The following is an 18,391-nucleotide window of genomic DNA, read 5'->3' as shown; positions in this document are numbered from 1 at the left end:
GACGGGCGCGGACGCCCTCCTCGACCACCGAGGGCTAGATGTCCAGGAACCGGACGTCCTTGGCGTTGCGCTGGATGAAGGAGCGGCGCTGCTCGACGTCCTCACCCATGAGGATCGAGAAGATCTCGTCGGCCTGGGCGGCGTCCTCGAGCGTCACCTGCTTCATCAGGCGGGCGTCGGGGTCCATCGTGGTCTCCCACAGCTCGTCGGCGTTCATCTCACCGAGACCCTTGTAGCGCTGGACCGGGTTCTCCTTGGGCAGCTTCTTGCCCTGGGCCTGGCCGTCGGCGAGCAGCGCGTCGCGCTCGGCGTCGGAGTAGACGAACTCGTGCTCGGCCGGCTTGTTCCACCGCAGGCGGTAGAGCGGCGGCTGGGCCATGTAGACGTAGCCGTGCTCGATCAGCGGCTTCATGAACCGGAAGAGCAGGGTCAGCAGCAGGGTGTTGATGTGGTGGCCGTCGACATCGGCGTCGGCCATCATCACGACCTTGTGGTAGCGCAGCTTCTCGAGGTTGAACTCCTCGTGGATGCCGGTGCCGAGCGCGGAGATGATGGCCTGCACCTCGGAGTTGGCGAGCACCTTGTCGATGCGGGCCTTCTCGACGTTGAGGATCTTGCCGCGGATCGGGAGGATCGCCTGGATGCGGGGGTCGCGGCCCTGGCGCGCGGAGCCGCCGGCCGAGTCGCCCTCGACGATGAAGACCTCGCACTCCTCCGGGTTCGTCGACTGGCAGTCGCTCAGCTTGCCCGGGAGACCACCACCGCCGAGCAGCCCCTTGCGCCCGCGCGCGAGCTCGCGCGCCTTGCGGGCGGCGATGCGCGCGTTGGCCGCGGCCTGCGACTTGCGCACGATCTCCTTGCCCTCGGCCGGGTTCTGCTCGAGCCAGGCGCCGAGCTGGTCGTTCATGATGCGCTGGGTGAAGCCCTTGGCCTCGGTGTTGCCGAGCTTGGTCTTGGTCTGGCCCTCGAACTGCGGCTCGCCGAGCTTGATCGAGATGATGGCGGTCAGGCCCTCGCGGATGTCGTCACCCGAGACCCGGTCCTCCTTCTTCTTGATCAGGCCCCACTCCTCGCCCCAGCTGTTGACCAGCGAGGTGAGCGAGGCGCGGAAGCCCTCCTCGTGGGTGCCGCCCTCGTGGGTGTTGATGTTGTTGGCGAAGGTGTGGACCGACTCGGTGTAGGTGGTGTTCCACTGCATCGCGACCTCGAGGCTCATGTGCTGCCCCGACGCCCCCTCGGCGGTCTCGGCCTCGAAGGAGATCACGGTCGGGTTGGCCACGGTCTTGCGGCGGTTGAGGTGCTCGACGTAGTCGACCAGGCCGCGGTCGTACTTGAAGACCTGCTCGAGGCCGCCGGACTCGGCGCGCTTGATCGCGTCGTGGCCGGCGTTGTCGACGTCGTTGTCGATCGTGTCGTCCTGGACGGCGTCGACGCGCGACTCCGCGTCGGCCCGCTCGTCGCGCACGACGAACTCGACGCCCTTGTTGAGGAAGGCCATCTCGCGCAGGCGCGAGGTGATCGTCTCGAGGCTGTAGGTGGTGTGCTCGAAGATGTCGTCGGAGGCATACCAGGTCACGGTGGTGCCGGTGCCCTCGCCGGGCTCGAGCGCGCGCACCTGAGCGAGGTCGGCGTCCGGGACACCGAGCTGGAAGGACTGGCGCCACAGGTGGCCGCGGTTCTTCACCTCGGCGACGAGGCGCGAGGAGAGCGCGTTGACCACCGAGACGCCGACGCCGTGCAGGCCGCCGGAGACCTTGTAGCCCCCACCGCCGAACTTGCCGCCCGCGTGGAGCATCGTCAGCGCCATCGTGAGCGCCGGCATGTCCTGGCCGGGGGCGGTGTCGGTGGGGATGCCACGACCGTTGTCCTCGACCCGCACGCCGCCGTCGGCCTGCAACGTCAGCACGATGCGGGTCGCGTAGCCGGCGAGCGCCTCGTCGACGCCGTTGTCCACGATCTCCCAGATCAGGTGGTGCAGGCCGCGCTCACCGGTGGAGCCGATGTACATGCCGGGGCGCTTGCGCACGGCCTCGAGGCCCTCGAGGACCTGGATCGCGGAGGCGTCGTACTCCACCGAGGTGTCGACCGCGGAGATGGAGCGCTTCTCCTCGGCGGGAGCGGCGGGCGGTGCGGGGGGCGAGGCGGTGGTCGGATCGGTGGTGGTCTCGACGTGGTCTTCGCTCAAGGCACAGCCTTCTTCTCGTCGCCCGCGAGGGCGTTCGACATGAGTCGAGTCGCTGCAGATGCCACGGCAGGCACGCGTGCGACTCGTACGTCGATACTACCTCTCTGACGGCCTCCACCGAAGCACCGACGGCCCAGAGGGGGGTGATCGGTGGAAAAATAGGCCCTCAGGGGCCTCATGGGGCCCGTTCACAGCGCCTTGCAGGGGGGTCGGTGGGTCCCCCTACCGCCGGGAGGCCCGCAGATCGCCAGTTCGGTCGTCAGCTCGCCCGGGCGGCTCAGCCGTAGGTGTCGCGGGGGCCGCGACCGTCGCGGCTGGAGAGCCGGCCCTTCTTCCACGTCGGCAGGTGGGGGCCGAGCACCTCGATCACCGTGACGGTGCCGTGGCCGAGCTCGGTGTTGAGGCGGCGTACGACCGAGGGGGCGAGCAGCTTGAGCTGCGTGGCCCACGCGGTGGAGTCGGTGCGCACCACCAGCCGGCCGTCGCCGAACGACTCGGGCGTGCAGTGGTCGGCCACCTCGGAGCCGACCAGCTCGGCCCAGCGCCCGAACACGCCCTGCACCTTGAGGTCGAGCTCCCAGCCGTGGTTGGCGACGAGCCGGCCGAGCGCCTGGTCGAGCAGCTGGGGGTCGCGGTCGTCGGGCCGGGCACCGGAGGACTGGGTGGTCGTACGCCGCCGGAAGGGCGCCGACTTCCGTCGGGCCTGCGGCGTTCCGGGGCTCGCGGCCGCGGCCCGGGCGGCGGCACGGGCGAGGTCGAGGCCGTCGGGCCGGTGCTCGGGAACCTCGGGTGCGTCCTCGGGCGTCATGGGATCGGCGGGTGCGGACCCGCGATCCTCATGACGTCCGTCGTCGCCGTCAGTCGTCACGGGTCACCTGCCCGTCGGCCACGACGAAGCGCACCCCCTGCAGCGAGGCCGGGACGTCGGCCGCGACGGCTGCGGTCACGAGCACCTGCTCGGCACCCGCCACCAGCTGGGCGAGCTGGCCGCGGCGCTCGGCGTCGAGCTCGGCGAAGACGTCGTCGAGCACCAGGATCGGGTCGTCGCCGTCGGCGCGCAGCAGGTCGTACGACGCGAGCCGCAGCGCCAGGGCGTAGGACCACGACTCCCCGTGGGAGGCGTAGCCCTTGACCGGCAGCCGCAGGTCGTCGGGGCCCGACCCCGTGCCGAGCGTGAGGAGCAGGTCGTCGCGGTGCGGGCCCACCAGCGAGACACCGCGGTCGAGCTCCTCCTTGCGCCGCGACGCGACGGCGTCGAGGAGCGCCTGCTGCAGCGACTCCTGCGTCGCGGCGGGCGGCACCTCGATGCTGGCGCGGTAGTCGAGGTCGGCGTCGTCACGGCTGGCCCCGCGGGCCACCGCCTCGTAGGCCTTGCCGAGGTAGGGGCGCAGGTCCTCGACCAGGCGCAGCCGGGCGGCGAGCAGCTCCGCGCCGACCCGCGCCAGGTTGTCGTCCCAGATCTCGAGGGTCGCCATGGCGGCGTCGCGCGAGGAGCCGCGGGCGATGCCGGCGGTCTTGAGCAGGCTGTTGCGCTGCTTGAGGATCCGGTCGTAGTCGGTGCGCACCCCGGCGAGCCGCGGCGCGCGCAGCACCAGCAGGTCGTCGAGCATCTTGCGGCGCTCCGACGGGTCGCCCTTGACCAGGGTCAGGTCGTCAGGGGCGAAGACCACCGTGCGGACCAGGCCGATGATCTCGCGCGGGCGCGGCAGGGGCGAGCGGTTGATGCGCGCGCGGTTGGCGCGCCCGGGGTTGAGCTCGACCTCTAGCAGGGCCGTACGCCCCTCCTTGACCACCGACGCCCGCACGATCGCCTGGTCGGCACCCGCGCGCACGAGCGGGGCGTCGGTCGCGACGCGGTGCGAGGAGAGCCGGGACAGGTAGTCGATGGCCTCGACGAGGTTGGTCTTGCCCTGGCCGTTGCGCCCGATGAAGGCGGTCGCCCCGGGCTCCAGCGCGACGTCGACGTCGGCGTAGGAGCGGAAGTCGTGCAGGGTCAGGTGGGCGACGTGCACAGGGACCTAGCTCTCGCCCGGCTCCTGGCCGCTGCCGGCACCGGCCCGCTCCGACGTCTGCGACTGCTCGGCGCCGGTCGCGCCCTCGGCGTCGCCGCCCTTGGGGGCCGTGGCCCGCACGGCGTGGCCGCCGAACTGGTTGCGCATCGCGGCGACGGCCTTCATGGTCGGGGAGTCGTCCTGGCGCGAGACGAAGCGCGCGTAGAGGGCCGCGGTGATCGCGGGGGTGGCGACGGCGTTCTCGATGCCGGCCTCCACGGTCCACCGGCCCTCGCCGGAGTCCTCGGCATAGCCCGCGACCTGGCTGAGGCCGGGGTCGGCGTCGAGCGCGTTGACCATGAGGTCGAGCAGCCACGAGCGGATGACCGTGCCCTCGCGCCAGGAGCGGAAGACCTCGGTGACGTTGTCGGTGAGCTCGGCCTTCTCGAGCAGCTCCCAGCCCTCGGCGTAGGCCTGCATGATGGCGTACTCGATGCCGTTGTGGACCATCTTGGAGAAGTGCCCGGCACCGACCTTGCCCGCGTGGACCGAGCCGAAGTCGCCCTCGGGCTTGAGGGCGTCGAAGGCGTCCTGGACCTTGGCGATGTCGTCGGCCTCGCCGCCGTACATCAGGGCGTAGCCGTTCTCCAGGCCCCAGACACCGCCGGAGACGCCACAGTCGACGTAACCGATCTTCTTCTCGGCGAGCAGCTCGGCGTTGGCGATGTCGTCGGTCCAGCGGGAGTTGCCGCCGTCGACCACCACGTCGCCCTCGCCCAGCAGCTCACCGAGCTCCTTGACCGTGGCGCGGGTGGCGTCACCTGCCGGCACCATCACCCACACGACCTTCGGGCTGGGGAGTGCCTCCACGAGCGCCTCGAGCGAGTCGACGTCGCTCACGTCGGGGTTGCGGTCGTAGCCGACGACCGTGAGTCCCGCGCGGCGCATGCGCTCGCGCATGTTGCCGCCCATCTTGCCCAGGCCGATGAGTCCGATGTCCATGGCGGTGAGCCTAGTCCCCGGTCCCTGCGGAGCCGACGGGATCAGCTCAGCAGGCGGCGCGGCATCAGCAGGTAGCGGAAGGACCCGGTGTCGTCGGCGTCGGTGCCGGAGATGACGACCGGCTTGGTCGCCTGCGTGAACGCGAGGTCGACGAACTCCCCGTCGATGGCGGTGAGGCCGTCGAGCAGGAACTGCGGGTTGAAGCCGGTGGTCAGCTCGTCGCCGGTGATGTCGGCGTCGACCGCCTCGGTCGCCATGGCCTCGTCACCGGAGCCGGCGTCGAGCACGATCTGGTGCTCGCCGAACTTCATCTGCACCGCGGTGTTGCGCTCGGCGACCAGCGCGACGCGCTTGACGGTCTCGATCAGCTCGGCCTTGTTGACCTTGGCGACGGTGAGGTGCTCGGCCGGGAAGAGCGAGCGGACCTTGGGGAACTCGCCGTCGAGCAGGCGGGTGGTGGTGCGGCGTACGCCGCCCAGGCCGGTGCCCTCGAAGCCGATCAGGCCCTCGCCGGCACCTCCGGAGCTCAGCGCGATCGTCACCTCGGCGCCCGAGGTGAGCGACTTCGCGGTGTCGCCGAGCACCTTGGCCGGCACGAGCGCCGCGACCGACTCGTCGGGCGACTGCGGGTTCCAGGTGAGCTCGCGGTGCGAGAGGCGGAAGCGGTCGGTGGCCAGGAGCGCCATCGTGGAGCCGTCGATCTCGATCCGTACGCCGGTGAGCACCGGGAGCATGTCGTCGCGACCGGCCGCGGTCACGGCCTGCGCCACCGCATGCGCGAAGTCGGCGCTGGAGACCGTGCCGGTGGCCGACGGCATCTCGGGCAGCGTGGGGTAGTCGGAGACGGGCATCGTCTGGAGGCTGAAGCGTGCCGATCCGCACGTCAGCGAGACACGCGGGCCCTCGAGGGTGAGCTCGACCGGCTTCGCCGGCAGGCTGCGGCAGATGTCGGCGAGGAGCCGACCGCTCACGAGGGCGCGACCCTCGTCGTTGACCTCGGCCGAGAGGGTCGCGCGGGCGGAGGTCTCGTAGTCGAAGGTGGACAGCACCAGCCCGGCGTCGCTGGCCTCGATCAGCAGGCCCGCCAGGACGGGCGAGCTGGGGCGGACCGGGAGGCTGCGGGCAGCCCAGGCAACGGCGTCGGCGAAGACGTCGCGTTCGACGCGGAACTTCACAAGGGTCTCCTGGATGAGAGATCGAGCGGGGTGATGACAGGTTCGAGTGCCACGAGCGCGGCGCGTGGGAAGAGCATCCTGTCACGCGCAGTGGCGCCTGCGTCAGGGGTTCTCCCCAGAGGAGCGCGTGTTCGTCGTTGGTGGGAGAGGGGAGATGTCTAGGGGTTCATAGGAGTCATAGGGTCCGTGGAAACTGTGGACAACTCGCGTTCGTGCTGGTCAGGTGCCCCTGAGCATGTGGACGAGGGGTGGGGACAGGCCCCGGTGAACTCGCGTCCACGTGTGGACGCGGCGCGGGATTCGTGTGGTTCGTCCCGTACGTCCACAGGGCTGGGGACGAAGCGCCGGAGCCGAACCACAACTTCTCCACACATGGAGGTCTCCGACCGCGGCGTGCCGCCTCAGGCCTGGCGGGCCTGCATCTTGACCCGGTTGGTGAGCTCGCTGACCTGGTTGAAGACCGCACGGCGCTCGGCGAGCAGCTGGCGGATCTTGCGGTCGGCGTACATCACGGTCGTGTGGTCGCGTCCGCCGAACTCGCGGCCGATCTGGGGCAGCGACATGCTGGTCAGCTCGCGGCACAGGTACATCCCGATCTGGCGGGCCATCACGAGGTGGCGCCCGCGCGACGGTCCGGTGAGGTCCTCGAGCGAGACCCCGAAGTAGGCGGCCGTCTGGGCGATGATCAACGCGTGGGTGATCTCGGGCTCGCCGCCCTCGGGGATCAGGTCCTTGAGGACGATCTCGGCCAGGGTCATGTCGACCTCCTGGCGGTTGAGGTTGGCGAAGGCCGTGACCCGGATCAGCGCGCCCTCGAGCTCGCGGATGTTGGTCTGGATCTTCGAGGCGATGAACTCCAGCACGTCCGGCGGCGCGGTGAGCCGGTCCATCGCGGCCTTCTTGCGCAGGATCGCGATGCGGGTCTCGAGGTCGGGCGGCTGCACGTCGGTGATCAGGCCCCACTCGAACCGGTTGCGCAGGCGGTCCTCGAGCGCCTCGAGCCGCTTGGGAGCGCGGTCGGAGGTCAGCACGATCTGCTTGTTGGCGTTGTGGAGGGTGTTGAACGTGTGGAAGAACTCCTCCTGCGTCTGCGTCTTGCCCTCGAGGAACTGGATGTCGTCGATCAGCAGCACGTCGACGTCGCGGTAGCGCCGCTTGAAGCGGTCCTGGCGGTCGTCGCGGATCGCGTTGATGAACTCGTTGGTGAACTCCTCCGACGAGACGTAGCGCACCTTGGCGTTGCTGTAGAGGCTGCGCACGTAGTGGCCGATCGCGTGGAGCAGGTGCGTCTTGCCCAGGCCGGACTCGCCGTAGACCAGCAGCGGGTTGTACGCCTTGCCCGGCGCCTCGGCCACCGCCACCGCGGCGGCGTGGGGGAAGCGGTTGGACGAGCCGATGACGAAGGTCTCGAAGGTGTACTTCGGGTTGAGCCGCGTCTCGAGCGCGGACGGCCGGCGCTCCGCGGATCCGGTCGTGGGCTCGAGGTGCTCGGCCGGCGCAACCGGTGCCGGGTCGTACGGCGCGTCGTACTGCGCGTCATTTGTCGACAAAGAGACAGATCGATCTATCGATTCGTCGACGTGGTTGGTGGGCGCGTCCTCGAGGGCGGGGTTCACCGTGACCAGCATCCGGATCTCGCGGCCGAAGCCCTCGGTGAGGGCGTCCTCGATGTGGTTGCGCAGCCGGCCCTCGAGCTGGTTGCGGGTGAAGTCGTTGGGCACCGCGATGATCGCGGTGTTCTCGTGCAGCGTCACCGGCACGCTCGGGCGCAGCCAGGCGCGCTGGTTGGGCTGGAGGTCCTCGACGATCTGCTGCCACGCCGTCCCGAGATCTACCTGCTGGTCGTCCACCGGACCGCCTTTGCTTCTCACCGTTGTCTGAAGGCTCGTGTGCGAGCACCCGGCGAACCTTGGTCCACAGAGTTGTCCACAAGCTGTGAACTGCTTGGACCGAGCTGCGGGTCCAGGCTCCCCGACGTCGTCGCCATCGTGATCCTGTCAGCGTTTCCGCAGGTCAGGCCCTGTTTGACAACCTGTGTGACCCGGGTCACACGCGGTGTGCGACCCTGTGGGGACCGGGGTGGCGAGCACCCTCGGAGACAGGGAACGTAACAACCCGGTGACCCCGCGAGCAAGACGTCATCCACAGGCCGGCCCGCGGGGCGACGTCGTGGGTTTGACCCCCTCTTTCCCCACCGCGTACCGTTGGCCGGTCGCTCCGTGTCGACGGGCGCCGCATGTCCACGTTCCGCCTCATGGCGGCCACGTGGGTGGGCGGTGCCGGCCGAATGTCATCCGGGCCAGCACCGATCATCGCTGTGGAGTGGACATCCCTCGAAACCTTCGGAGAAATAGCCGTGAGCAAGCGTACCTACCAGCCGAACAACCGTCGCCGTCACAAGGTGCACGGCTTCCGTCTGCGCATGCGGACCCGCGCCGGTCGCTCGATCCTGTCCAGCCGTCGCCGCAAGGGCCGCAAGAGCCTGGCAGTCTGACGGCCTGCGGCTCACGGCCACCCGCCGTGCTCCCCGCTGCCCACCGTCTCAGCGACAGTGACGCCTTCCGTCACACCGTACGTCGCGGACGGCGCGCCGGCTGCTCGACCATGGTGGTCCACCTCTGGGTGGACCGCGACGCAGCGCCCGGCCCCGTGCAGGTGGGGTTCACGGTCAGCAAGGCCGTGGGCAACGCCGCCACACGCAACCGCGTGAAGAGACGACTGCGCCACCTGACCCGGGAGCTCCTTCCTTCACTGGAAGGGCTTCCGGGTCGTGCTGCTCTCGTGGTCCGCGCTCTGCCGCCGGCTGCCGAGGCGTCCTACGACGCGCTCGGTGCCGACCTGGGCCGTAGCCTCAGCAGGGTGAGCAGCGCATGAAGCACCTCCTCGTCGGCTTCATCCGCGCGTGGCGCTTCGCGATCAGCCCGCTCTACGGCCAGGTCTGCCGCTACCACCCCAGCTGCTCGGCGTACGCCCTCGAGGCGGTCACCGTCCACGGGGCCGGTCGCGGCACCTGGCTCTCCGTACGCCGCATCGGCCGCTGCCACCCGTGGGCCGCCGGAGGCTACGACCCCGTCCCGCCCCGCGCCACCCCGGCTGCGGAGTCACCCTCAACACGAGGAGCTTGAGTGCTCTCCTTCATCGGCGACATCGGCCACGCGATCATGGTGCCGCTCTACTACGCGGTGTCCTTCGTGCTGGTCGGCTTCCACAAGGGGCTGTCCAGCCTCGGGATGGACCCCGCGGGCGGTCTCACGTGGGTGCTGTCGATCATCGGTCTGACGCTGACGATCCGCGCGGCGCTGATCCCGCTGTTCGTCAAGCAGATCAAGTCCAGCCGCAACATGCAGCTCATCCAGCCCAAGGTGCGCGAGCTGCAGAAGAAGTACGGCCACGACCGGGAGCGTCTCGCGCAGGAGACGATGAAGCTCTACAAGGACACCGGGACCAACCCGTTCGCGTCCTGCCTGCCGATCCTGCTGCAGATGCCGATCTTCCTCGCCCTGTTCCGGATGCTCGACCAGGCGTCGAAGAAGGACAAGGCGCACGGCTTCCTCGACGAGACGCTGGCCAAGCAGTTCGGCGACTCGAAGATCCTCGACGTGATCCCCGTGTCCGGCACGTTCCTGAAGAACGGCGGGGTCACCGAGGTCATGGTGCTGGCCGCAGTGCTGGTGGTGGGCATGACCGCCACCACGTTCCTCACCCAGCGCCAGCTGATGAGCAAGAACATGCCGACCGACGCGCTCAGCGGCCCCTACGCCCAGCAGCAGAAGCTGCTCCTCTACGTGCTCCCCGTCGTGTTCGCCGTCGGTGGCATCGCGTTCCCGATCGGTGTGCTCGTCTACTGGACCGTGTCGAACCTCTGGACGATGTGCCAGCAGTTCTATGTCATCCGCAACAACCCCGCGCCGGGCACGCCCGCCTTCAAGGCGAAGGAGGAGCGGGACCGGGCCAACGGCAAGGTGCCGGCGACCCAGGCAGCGGCCGAGCAGGTGACCCTCGTCGAGGAGCCGAAGGCTCCGCGTCAGCAGCCGCAGCGCCAGACCAAGGCCCAGCGCACGAACAACCAGCGCACCAACAAGAAGAAGAAGCGCTGACCCCACGATTTTCTGCGGGGCCCAGGGGGCTCTCGCACCCCGAAAGAAGCAGGAGACACACGTGAGTGAGCAGATGACGAACGACGAGGCCGCACAGGCCGACGCCGCGACCGAGGCCGCGGCCGGGGCCGACGACGCCGGCGAGACCGGCGCCGCTCGCCCCTCGAAGGTCGAGCGGCTCGAGCACGAGGGCGACATCGCGGCGGACTACCTCGAGGAGCTGCTCGACATCGCTGACCTCGACGGCGACCTCGACATGGACGTCGAGGGCGATCGGGCGAGCGTCCAGATCGGCGGCGCCGACCTGAGCCTGCTCGTGGGCCGCAACGGCGAGGTGTTGGAGGCGCTGCAGGAGCTGACCCGGCTCGCGGTCTTCCGCGAGACCGGCGAGCGTTCGCGGCTGATGCTCGACGTGGGCGGCCACCGTGCCGAGCAGCGGACCCGCTTGGTGGCGCTCGCTGAGAAGTCGATCGCCCAGGTCAAGGAGTCGGGCGAGTCGCTGTCCCTCGAGCCGATGAGTGCCTTCGAGCGCAAGGTCGTGCACGACGCTGTCGCCGCCGCGGGCCTCACCTCGGAGTCCGACGGCGCGGAGCCCAAGCGCCACGTGGTGATCCTTCCCGCGTGAGCGACGACGTTTCACGTGAAACAGCACCCTCTGTGCCGCCGCTGGCACGGAGGGTGTTCACGTCCGAGCGCCTGCCGCTTGCGGTGCGCTACACCGAGCTGCTCGCGACCGAGGGTGTGGTGCGCGGCCTCATCGGCCCGCGCGAGGCTCCGCGGCTGTGGGACCGGCACATCCTGAACTCGGCGGTTCTCGCCGAGGCCGTGCCTGCGGACGCCTCCGTGTGCGACATCGGCACGGGAGCCGGGCTGCCGGGCCTCGTGCTGGCCATCGCGCGTCCGGACGTGCGGATCACGCTGGTGGAGCCGCTCCTGCGACGTACGACCTTCCTGTCCGAGGTGGTCGACGAGCTCGGCCTGACCCATGTCACCGTCCGACGCGGTCGCGCCGAGGACCTGCACGGCGTCGAGACCTTCGACGTCGTGACCTCACGTGCCGTCGCCCCTCTGGAGCGGCTGCTCGGGTGGTCGATGCCCCTGGTGGCGCCCACCGGGGCGATGGTCGCGATGAAGGGCCAGTCGGCGACCGAGGAGATCGCCGGAGCGGGATCACTCCTTGGCTGGTGGCGCTGTGCGACCCCGGAGGTGCTGGAGCTCGGCGTGGGGATCGTTTCTCCACCGACCACAGCAGTCCGGGTGTCGTGGGCCGATCCATCCCAGATAGGTTGGCCCCTTGCCCCCGATTCCAGGAAGCGGCGCTCATCGCGCTCGCGTCGTTCGACGAAGTGAGAGGTGTCCTGAGGTGAACGAGGGTCCTGAGGAGCTCACCGACGACACCCGCCGTGGTGTCCAAAGGTTATCCACCGATGCTGCCGCGCCTGCTGAGCGGGGTTCTCCACAGGATGCGGGGTTTCATCCACAGGCTGGTGATACCGGGGCTGTTTCACGTGAAACGTCCGCCACCTCTGTTTCACGTGAAACACGGCCCTCCTGGCAGGTCCGCACCGCTGGTGACATCGCCCGCCAGGACAACGACTTCGTCGATCCCGGCACACCGCTGGCGCAGGCGGCCCAGCACTCGGTGCTGGCCCGGTCCGGTGGTCTGCGCCGCCAGGGTGCGCCACGACCCGACGCGACCCGGGTCATGGTCGTGGCCAACCAGAAGGGCGGCGTGGGCAAGACCACCTCGACCGTCAACGTCGCTGCTGGGCTCGCCCAGCTCGGCCAGAAGGTCCTCGTCATCGACCTCGACCCGCAGGGCAACGCCTCGACCGCGCTCGGCGTGGAGCACCATCGCGGTGTGCCGTCGACGTACGACATGCTCGTGGACGGTGAGCCGCTCGCAGACGTGATGACCCAGTGCGCCGACCTGCCGGACCTGTGGGCCGTCCCAGCGACGATCGACCTCGCGGGTGCCGAGATCGAGCTGGTCAGCGTGGTGGCACGCGAGCAGCGCCTCGCTCGTGCGATCAACGCCCATCCCCTGGTGGGCAGCGCCGCCGACGTGGGCGACGACCGGTTCGACTACGTCTTCGTCGACTGCCCGCCGTCCCTGGGCCTGCTCACCCTGAACGCGCTGGTGGCCGGGCGGGAGATGTTCATCCCGATCCAGGCGGAGTACTACGCGCTCGAGGGCCTGGGCCAGCTCCTCGAGACCGTCGAGATGGTGCGCAAGCACCTGAACCCCCAGCTCGTGGTCTCCACCATCCTGCTCACCATGTACGACGCCCGCACCCGCCTCGCCGCAGGCGTCGCGGACGAGGTCCGCAGCCACTTCGGTGACCAGGTGCTGAAGACCGCCGTCCCGCGCTCGGTGCGCGTCTCGGAGGCGCCGTCCTACGGCCAGACCGTGATGACCTACGATCCTGCGTCGGCAGGAGCGCTGTCCTACCTCGAGGCAGCCCGGGAGATCGCCGGCAAGGGAGCACCCGCATGAGCACGAACACCCCGCGTCGGGGCCTGGGCCGTGGCCTCGGCTCGCTGATCCCCACTGCTCCGAGCCAGCCGGAGACCCGGGCCGAGGGTGCGGCGCCGACCAGCGGCGCGAACGGCACCGCGCCCACGTCCGCTGAGGGCGGTGCGAGCACCACGAACGGTGCCGTGGCGGGCGGGACCGTGGCCGGTGCCTACTTCGCCGAGCTGCCGATCAGCCAGGTCCGCCCCAACGCCCGTCAGCCGCGCCAGGTCTTCGAGGCCGAGGCGCTGGCCGAGCTGGTGCACTCGATCACCGAGGTGGGGCTGCTGCAGCCCGTCGTCGTACGCCGCACCGGTGAGGACTCCTACGAGCTGATCATGGGTGAGCGGCGGTGGCGCGCCTCGCAGGAGGCCGGACGTGACACGATCCCGGCCATCGTCCGGGAGACCGATGACGACGACATGCTGCGTGACGCGCTCCTGGAGAACCTCCACCGGTCCCAGCTGAACCCGCTCGAGGAGGCGGCCGCCTACGGCCAGCTGCTCGAGGACTTCGGGTGCACCCACGAGGAGCTCGCGCAGCGCATCGGCCGTTCGCGACCCCAGATCTCCAACACGCTCCGCCTGCTCCGCCTCTCCCCTGCGGTCCAGCGTCGGGTGGCTGCGGGCGTGCTGTCGGCCGGCCATGCGCGGGCGCTGCTCAGCGTCGAGGACGCCGGCCTCCAGGACAAGCTCGCCTCCCGCGTCACGGCCGAGGGCATCTCGGTGCGCGGCCTGGAGGAGATCGTCTCCGTCGGTGTCGAGGACGACGACTCCCCACGGGTCGTACGGCGCAAGCCCGTCGCGCCCGGCCTCGCCGAGCTCGCCGACCGGCTCTCCGACCGTCTCGAGACTCGGGTGAAGGTCGACCTGGGCAAGGCGAAGGGGAAGATCACCGTCGAGTTCGCCAGCCTGGACGACCTGCGCCGCATCGTCGACATCATGGACCCGCGCAACCGCAACGACCGACCTGTCTGAGTCGGACCTGGCGGCAGGGCTTGTCAGGGACTTCCTGAAGATGTCAGGCCTTGCATGGGCCGACAAGTTCAGCGATCCCCGGCCAGCCGGGGATCACGAGGCGGCAATATGTCGACAAAGCGACAGATCGACAAAGTGACCTGTCGACAGATCTATTTGTTGCCTTGTCGCTTGGCCCGCTTCTCGGCACGCTTGCGGGCCCGCTCACGCTTCTCCTCGGCGTCGAGGACGGCCGCCTCCTGGAGCGTGGGGGCACTGCCGCCGTGCGAGGCGGGGAGCCACCACGAGCCGGGCGGCTGCTCCTCGACGGGGTAGGACGCGATCGCCTCGTCGAGCATCCGCGACATGCGGGCGTGCAGCTCGGCGGTCTCGGCGACCGGGTCCTCGCCGGTGGGGTGCATCGCCTCGCCGACGCGGATGGTGATGGTCTTGCCCCGGGAGAAGTCGCGCGGGTGGTCCTTGGTCATCATCCGCTGGGTGCCCCACAGGATGACCGGGACGAGCGGCACGCCGGCCTCCGCGGCGATGCGTACGGCCCCGGTCTTGAACTCCTTGAGCTCCATCGCGCGCGAGATCGTCGCCTCGGGGAAGATGCCCACGGCCTCCCCCTGGCGCAGGAAGTCGACGGCGGTGTGGAAGCTCGCGACGCCCTCGCCGCGGTCGACCTCGATGTGGTGCAGCGAGCGCATCAGCGGCCCCACCCACTTGTGGTCGAACAGCTCGCGCTTGGCCATGAAGCGCACCAGGCGCCCTGACGGGTTGGCCGCGAACCCGCCGTAGATGAAGTCGACGTAGCCGATGTGGTTGTAGGCCAGGAGCACGCCGCCCTCACGTGGCACGTTGTCCGTGCCCGTCATCTGGAAGCGCTGGCCCAGCGCGCGGAACGCGGTCTTGGCCGTCACGATGATCGGGGGGTAGGTCACGTCGCGCATGGGCCGAAGCCTAGGGAACCGGGCAAGCGGCGGCGAGCCAACGTGTCCGGGGACTCACGGGCCCCGGTCAGCGGCGCGTGGCAAGGAAGTCCGCGATGCGCCCGATGGCCTCCTCGAGCACGCTCGCCTCGGGGAGGGTCACGAGCCGGAAGTGGTCGGGCGTGGGCCAGTTGAAGCCGGTGCCGTGGGTGACGAGGAGCTTCTTGGCGCGCAGCAGGTCGATGACGAACTCCTGGTCGTCGTCGATCGCGTAGACCTCGGGGTCGAGCCGCGGGAAGCAGTAGAGGGCACCGCGGGGCTTGACGTTGGAGACGCCCGGGATCTCGTTGAGCAGCCGGTGGGCGAGCATCGACTGCTCGTAGAAGCGCCCGCCGGGGCCGATGAGCTCCTCCACGGACTGGTAGCCGCCCAGCGCGGTCTGGATGGCGTGCTGGGCCGGGACGTTGGCGCACATGCGCATGTTGGCGATGAGGGTGAGACCCTCGAGGAAGTCGGTCGCGATCTCCTTCGGCCCCGAGATCATCACCCAGCCGGCGCGGTAGCCGCAGACCCGGTAGGCCTTGGAGAGCCCTGAGAACGTCAGCGTCAGCACGTCGTTGCCGCCGAAGGTCGCGGCGTGGTGGTGCTGGGCGTCCTCGAAGAGGATCTTCTCGTAGATCTCGTCGGCCATGACCACCAGCTGGTGGCGGCGCGCGATGTCGACGAGCCCCTTCACGACCTCCTCGCTGTAGACCGCCCCGGTGGGGTTGTTGGGGTTGATGATCACCAGCGCGTGGGTGTTCTCGGTGATCTTGGCCTCGATGTCGGCCAGGTCGGGGTTCCAGTCGTCGTCCTCGTCGCACCGGTAGTGCACGGGGATGCCGCCGGCCAGCGTGACGGCACCGGTCCACAGCGGGTAGTCGGGCGAGGGCACGAGGATCTCGTTGCCGTCGTCGACGAAGGCCTGGAGCACCATCGAGATCAGCTCGGAGACGCCGTTGCCGATGAAGATGTCCTCGACGCCGACGTCGCGCAGTCCGTGCGACTGGTAGTAGTGCATGACCGCGGTGCGCGCCGACCAGATGCCCTGGCTGTCGGCGTAGCCCTGTGACTGCGGCAGGTGGTGCACCATGTCGGCGACGATCTGCTCGGGCGCCTCGAAGCCGAAGGGTGCGGTGTTGCCGATGTTGAGCTTGAGGATGCGGTGGCCCTCGGCCTCGAGCCGCTGGGCCTCGACGAGGATCGGTCCGCGCACGTCGTAGCGGACACCTTGCAGCTTCTTGCTCTGTCGGATCGGGCGCACGCCCCATCCTCTCAGCCTCGCGCCCACGGCACGGGCGCGGTCGTAGCATGGACGTCGTGTCCCGCAAGACCACGCGCCTGACGGTCGACCACCTCGCCGAGCTGGCCGACCCGGTGCGCTCGTGCCTGTTCTGGGAGCTCAGCCCGGTCGATCGGTCGCGGCTCGACGCGTCCGAGCGGGTCGCGGAGAAGGAGCGCTGGCTCTCGGAGGTGCTGCGCGAGTGGGGCTCCTGCGGGCGCGTCGTACGCCTGGACGGGCGCACCGCGGGTCACATCGTCTACGCGCCGGCAGCCTTCCTCCCCGGTGCGGCGAGCCTGCCCACCGCCCCGTCCACGCCCGACGCGATCGTCGCGGCCACCGCCTGGATCGATCCCACGATGCGTGGCGGCGGACTCGGCCGCCTGCTCGTGCAGGCGATGGCGGCCGACCTCGTGGAGCGCGGGCACACCGCGATCGAGGCCTACGGCGACACGCGCGGGCGGGCCGAGGGCTGCGTGCTGCCCTCGGAGTTCCTCGGCAGCGTGGGCTTCAAGACCCAGCGGGCGCACCCCACGACACCACGGATGCGGATGGAGCTGCGCACCGCGCTGAGCTGGAAGGACGAGGTCGAGCTGGCGCTGGAGCGGATGTGGGGTGCCGTGCGCCCCACGCAGAAGGCGACCCGCCCGATCGGATCGGTGCGGGCCGCCTCCGGCGACTAGCAGATGGAGCGAGGGACTCAGATGATGCCCTCGAGCTCCTTGAGGAGTGCAGCCTTGGGCTTGGCACCCACGATGGACTTCACGACCTCGCCGCCCTGGTAGACGTTGATCGTCGGGATGCCGGTCACCCGGTAGGACGAGGGGGTGACGGGGTTCTCGTCGACGTTCATCTTGAGGAACGTGAGCTTCTCACCGTGCTCGGCGTTGAGCTCGTCGAGGATCGGGGCGACCTGGCGGCACGGACCGCACCACTCCGCCCAGAAGTCCACCAGGACGGGCTTGTCGGACTTGAGGACCTGCGCCTCGAACTCGGCGTCGGTCACGGCGGCGATGTTGGCCACGGAAGTGCCCCTTTCAGCAGGGTCTGCGGTTGTCGTGCGGGATGGTAGGTGAACACCACGCCACCGACGGATGTTCCCGTCGGCGCGCGGCTCGGCCGCGCTCAGGCGCCCGCGGTCTGCACCTCTTCGGCGATGGCCTCGACGGTCGCGGCCGCCTCGCCCGCGGTGGACGCCTCGTGGTCGAGGGCGGCGATGAAGCGCTCGGCGTCGAGCGCGGCGGCGCAGCCGGTGCCGGCCGCGGTGATGGCCTGGCGGTAGTGGTGGTCGACCAGGTCGCCGGCTGCGAAGACGCCGGGCAGGTTGGTGGCGGTCGACGGGTGGTCGACGAGGACGTAGCCGTCGTCGTCGAGGTCGACCTGGCCGGTGAGCAGCTCCGAGCGCGGGTCGTGCCCGATGGCGATGAAGAGCCCGGTCACGTCGAGCTGGCGCTCCTCACCGGTGACGGTGTCGCGCAGGACGATGGACTCGAGCTTGTCGGCGCCGTTGATCGCGGCGACCTCGGAGTTCCACACCATCTCGAGCTTGGGGTCGGCGAAGGCGCGCTCCTGCATGATCTTGGAGGCGCGCAGCTCGTCGCGACGGTGGATCAGGTAGACCTTCGAGGCGAAGCGGGTGAGGAAGGTGGCCTCCTCCACAGCGGAGTCGCCACCGCCGATGACAGCGATCGCTTGCTCGCGGAAGAAGAACCCGTCGCAGGTGGCGCACCACGAAACGCCGCGCCCCGACAGCTCGTCCTCGCGGGGCAGGCCGAGCTTGCGGTAGCCCGAGCCGGTCGAGAGGATCACCGAGCGCGCCGTGTAGGTGTCGGTGGCGGTCCTGACGACCTTGATGTCGCCGGTCAGGTCGACCTCGACCACGTCGTCGGAGACCAGCTCGGCGCCGAAGCGCTCGGCCTGGGCGCGCATCTCGTCCATCAGCGCCGGGCCCATGATGCCGTCGCGGAAACCGGGGAAGTTCTCCACCTCGGTGGTGTTCATCAGCGCGCCACCAGCGGTCACCGAGCCCTCGAAGACCAGCGGCTCCAGCGCGGCCCGCGCGGCGTAGACGGCCGCGGTGTAGCCCGAGGGGCCCGAGCCGATGATGATGACGTTGCGCGTCTCGGTGCTGGTGCTCATGAGCGGTCAGTGACTCCTGTGGATCGGGTGGCGTCGCCGAGTGCGGCGTACGACGGTCTCAACCGATCGTAGGCCAGC

At 69.8% G+C, this 18,391-nt stretch carries 19 protein-coding genes; 9 read left to right on the top strand and 10 right to left on the bottom strand.

The genetic code is table 11. The annotated features are described in order from the left end of the window. Window positions 1–34: 34 nt before the first annotated feature. The 6 genes from gyrB to dnaA all read right to left on the bottom strand — a co-directional run bounded on the left by gyrB (window position 35) and on the right by dnaA (window position 8,224). Window positions 35–2,185 (bottom strand): DNA topoisomerase (ATP-hydrolyzing) subunit B, encoded by a 2,151-nt coding sequence (gyrB, locus tag ASG76_RS12930; RefSeq protein WP_082587495.1) that lies wholly within the window; start codon window positions 2,183–2,185, stop codon window positions 35–37. Window positions 2,186–2,462: 277 nt separating this feature from the next. Beyond that, window positions 2,463–2,993, bottom strand: coding sequence for a DUF721 domain-containing protein (locus ASG76_RS12925; protein WP_056603797.1), 531 nt, complete (start codon window positions 2,991–2,993; stop codon window positions 2,463–2,465). 49 nt (window positions 2,994–3,042) lie between these two features. Further along, a complete protein-coding gene (gene recF, locus ASG76_RS12920) occupies window positions 3,043–4,197 on the bottom strand; it encodes a DNA replication/repair protein RecF (RefSeq protein WP_056603794.1) in 1,155 nt (384 codons plus the stop codon). A 6-nt stretch (window positions 4,198–4,203) separates the two neighbouring features. Further along, on the bottom strand, window positions 4,204–5,220 hold the full coding sequence (gene gnd / locus ASG76_RS12915; RefSeq protein WP_268788367.1) for a phosphogluconate dehydrogenase (NAD(+)-dependent, decarboxylating): 1,017 nt from the start codon (window positions 5,218–5,220) through the stop codon (window positions 4,204–4,206). Next, window positions 5,220–6,353, bottom strand: a complete 1,134-nt coding sequence (dnaN, locus tag ASG76_RS12910; RefSeq protein ID WP_056603792.1) for a DNA polymerase III subunit beta — start codon at window positions 6,351–6,353, stop codon at window positions 5,220–5,222. Before dnaN ends, gnd begins: the two co-directional genes overlap by 1 nt. A 401-nt stretch (window positions 6,354–6,754) precedes the next feature. Beyond that, window positions 6,755–8,224, bottom strand: a complete 1,470-nt coding sequence (gene dnaA, locus ASG76_RS12905) for a chromosomal replication initiator protein DnaA (RefSeq protein WP_056603789.1) — start codon at window positions 8,222–8,224, stop codon at window positions 6,755–6,757. A gap of 479 nt (window positions 8,225–8,703) precedes the next feature. On the opposite strand from dnaA, the gene rpmH reads away from it, so the two are divergent. The 8 genes from rpmH (at window position 8,704) to ASG76_RS12870 (ending at window position 13,942) form a co-directional block, all read left to right on the top strand. Beyond that, the gene (gene rpmH, locus ASG76_RS12900) at window positions 8,704–8,847 is read left to right on the top strand and encodes a 50S ribosomal protein L34 (protein ID WP_183079636.1); all 144 of its coding nucleotides are present in this window, start codon (window positions 8,704–8,706) and stop codon (window positions 8,845–8,847) included. A gap of 26 nt (window positions 8,848–8,873) precedes the next feature. Further along, window positions 8,874–9,227, top strand: a complete 354-nt coding sequence (rnpA, locus tag ASG76_RS18825; protein WP_082587493.1) for a ribonuclease P protein component — start codon at window positions 8,874–8,876, stop codon at window positions 9,225–9,227. After that, window positions 9,224–9,478, top strand: a complete 255-nt coding sequence (yidD, locus tag ASG76_RS12895) for a membrane protein insertion efficiency factor YidD (RefSeq protein WP_056603786.1) — start codon at window positions 9,224–9,226, stop codon at window positions 9,476–9,478. The genes rnpA and yidD overlap by 4 nt, the downstream gene beginning before the upstream one ends. Next, entirely contained in the window at window positions 9,479–10,450 is a 972-nt protein-coding gene (gene yidC / locus ASG76_RS12890; protein WP_082587492.1) for a membrane protein insertase YidC, read from the top strand. A gap of 73 nt (window positions 10,451–10,523) precedes the next feature. Further along, on the top strand, window positions 10,524–11,075 hold the full coding sequence (locus tag ASG76_RS12885) for a R3H domain-containing nucleic acid-binding protein (protein ID WP_082587491.1): 552 nt from the start codon (window positions 10,524–10,526) through the stop codon (window positions 11,073–11,075). A 53-nt stretch (window positions 11,076–11,128) separates the two neighbouring features. After that, window positions 11,129–11,800: a 16S rRNA (guanine(527)-N(7))-methyltransferase RsmG gene (gene rsmG, locus ASG76_RS12880; protein ID WP_235529588.1), complete on the top strand. Its 672-nt coding sequence runs from the start codon at window positions 11,129–11,131 to the stop codon at window positions 11,798–11,800. A gap of 355 nt (window positions 11,801–12,155) precedes the next feature. Further along, window positions 12,156–12,947, top strand: coding sequence for a ParA family protein (locus ASG76_RS12875; protein WP_056603777.1), 792 nt, complete (start codon window positions 12,156–12,158; stop codon window positions 12,945–12,947). After that, window positions 12,944–13,942, top strand: coding sequence for a ParB/RepB/Spo0J family partition protein (locus tag ASG76_RS12870; RefSeq protein WP_056603773.1), 999 nt, complete (start codon window positions 12,944–12,946; stop codon window positions 13,940–13,942). The genes ASG76_RS12875 and ASG76_RS12870 overlap by 4 nt, the downstream gene beginning before the upstream one ends. A 152-nt stretch (window positions 13,943–14,094) precedes the next feature. On the opposite strand, the gene ASG76_RS12865 is transcribed toward ASG76_RS12870, so the two are convergent. Together ASG76_RS12865 and ASG76_RS12860 are read right to left on the bottom strand one after the other, a co-directional pair. After that, window positions 14,095–14,874 (bottom strand): lysophospholipid acyltransferase family protein, encoded by a 780-nt coding sequence (locus tag ASG76_RS12865; protein ID WP_056603770.1) that lies wholly within the window; start codon window positions 14,872–14,874, stop codon window positions 14,095–14,097. 67 nt (window positions 14,875–14,941) lie between these two features. Continuing rightward, a complete protein-coding gene (locus ASG76_RS12860) occupies window positions 14,942–16,156 on the bottom strand; it encodes a pyridoxal phosphate-dependent aminotransferase (RefSeq protein WP_056603767.1) in 1,215 nt (404 codons plus the stop codon). A gap of 56 nt (window positions 16,157–16,212) precedes the next feature. On the opposite strand from ASG76_RS12860, the gene ASG76_RS12855 reads away from it, so the two are divergent. Then, complete coding sequence (locus ASG76_RS12855) at window positions 16,213–16,857, top strand: GNAT family N-acetyltransferase (RefSeq protein WP_056604449.1); 645 nt, start codon at window positions 16,213–16,215, stop codon at window positions 16,855–16,857. 17 nt (window positions 16,858–16,874) lie between these two features. Here ASG76_RS12855 and trxA read toward each other — a convergent pair whose 3' ends face one another. Together trxA and trxB are read right to left on the bottom strand one after the other, a co-directional pair. Further along, on the bottom strand, window positions 16,875–17,198 hold the full coding sequence (gene trxA, locus ASG76_RS12850) for a thioredoxin (protein ID WP_056603764.1): 324 nt from the start codon (window positions 17,196–17,198) through the stop codon (window positions 16,875–16,877). Between the two features lie 101 nt (window positions 17,199–17,299). After that, window positions 17,300–18,313, bottom strand: a complete 1,014-nt coding sequence (gene trxB / locus ASG76_RS12845; protein ID WP_056603760.1) for a thioredoxin-disulfide reductase — start codon at window positions 18,311–18,313, stop codon at window positions 17,300–17,302. Window positions 18,314–18,391 lie beyond the last annotated feature (78 nt).

Source organism: Nocardioides sp. Soil774 (genome assembly GCF_001428125.1).
GTDB lineage: Bacteria > Actinomycetota > Actinomycetes > Propionibacteriales > Nocardioidaceae > Nocardioides.
This window is presented reverse-complemented; position numbering and strand designations above follow the sequence as displayed.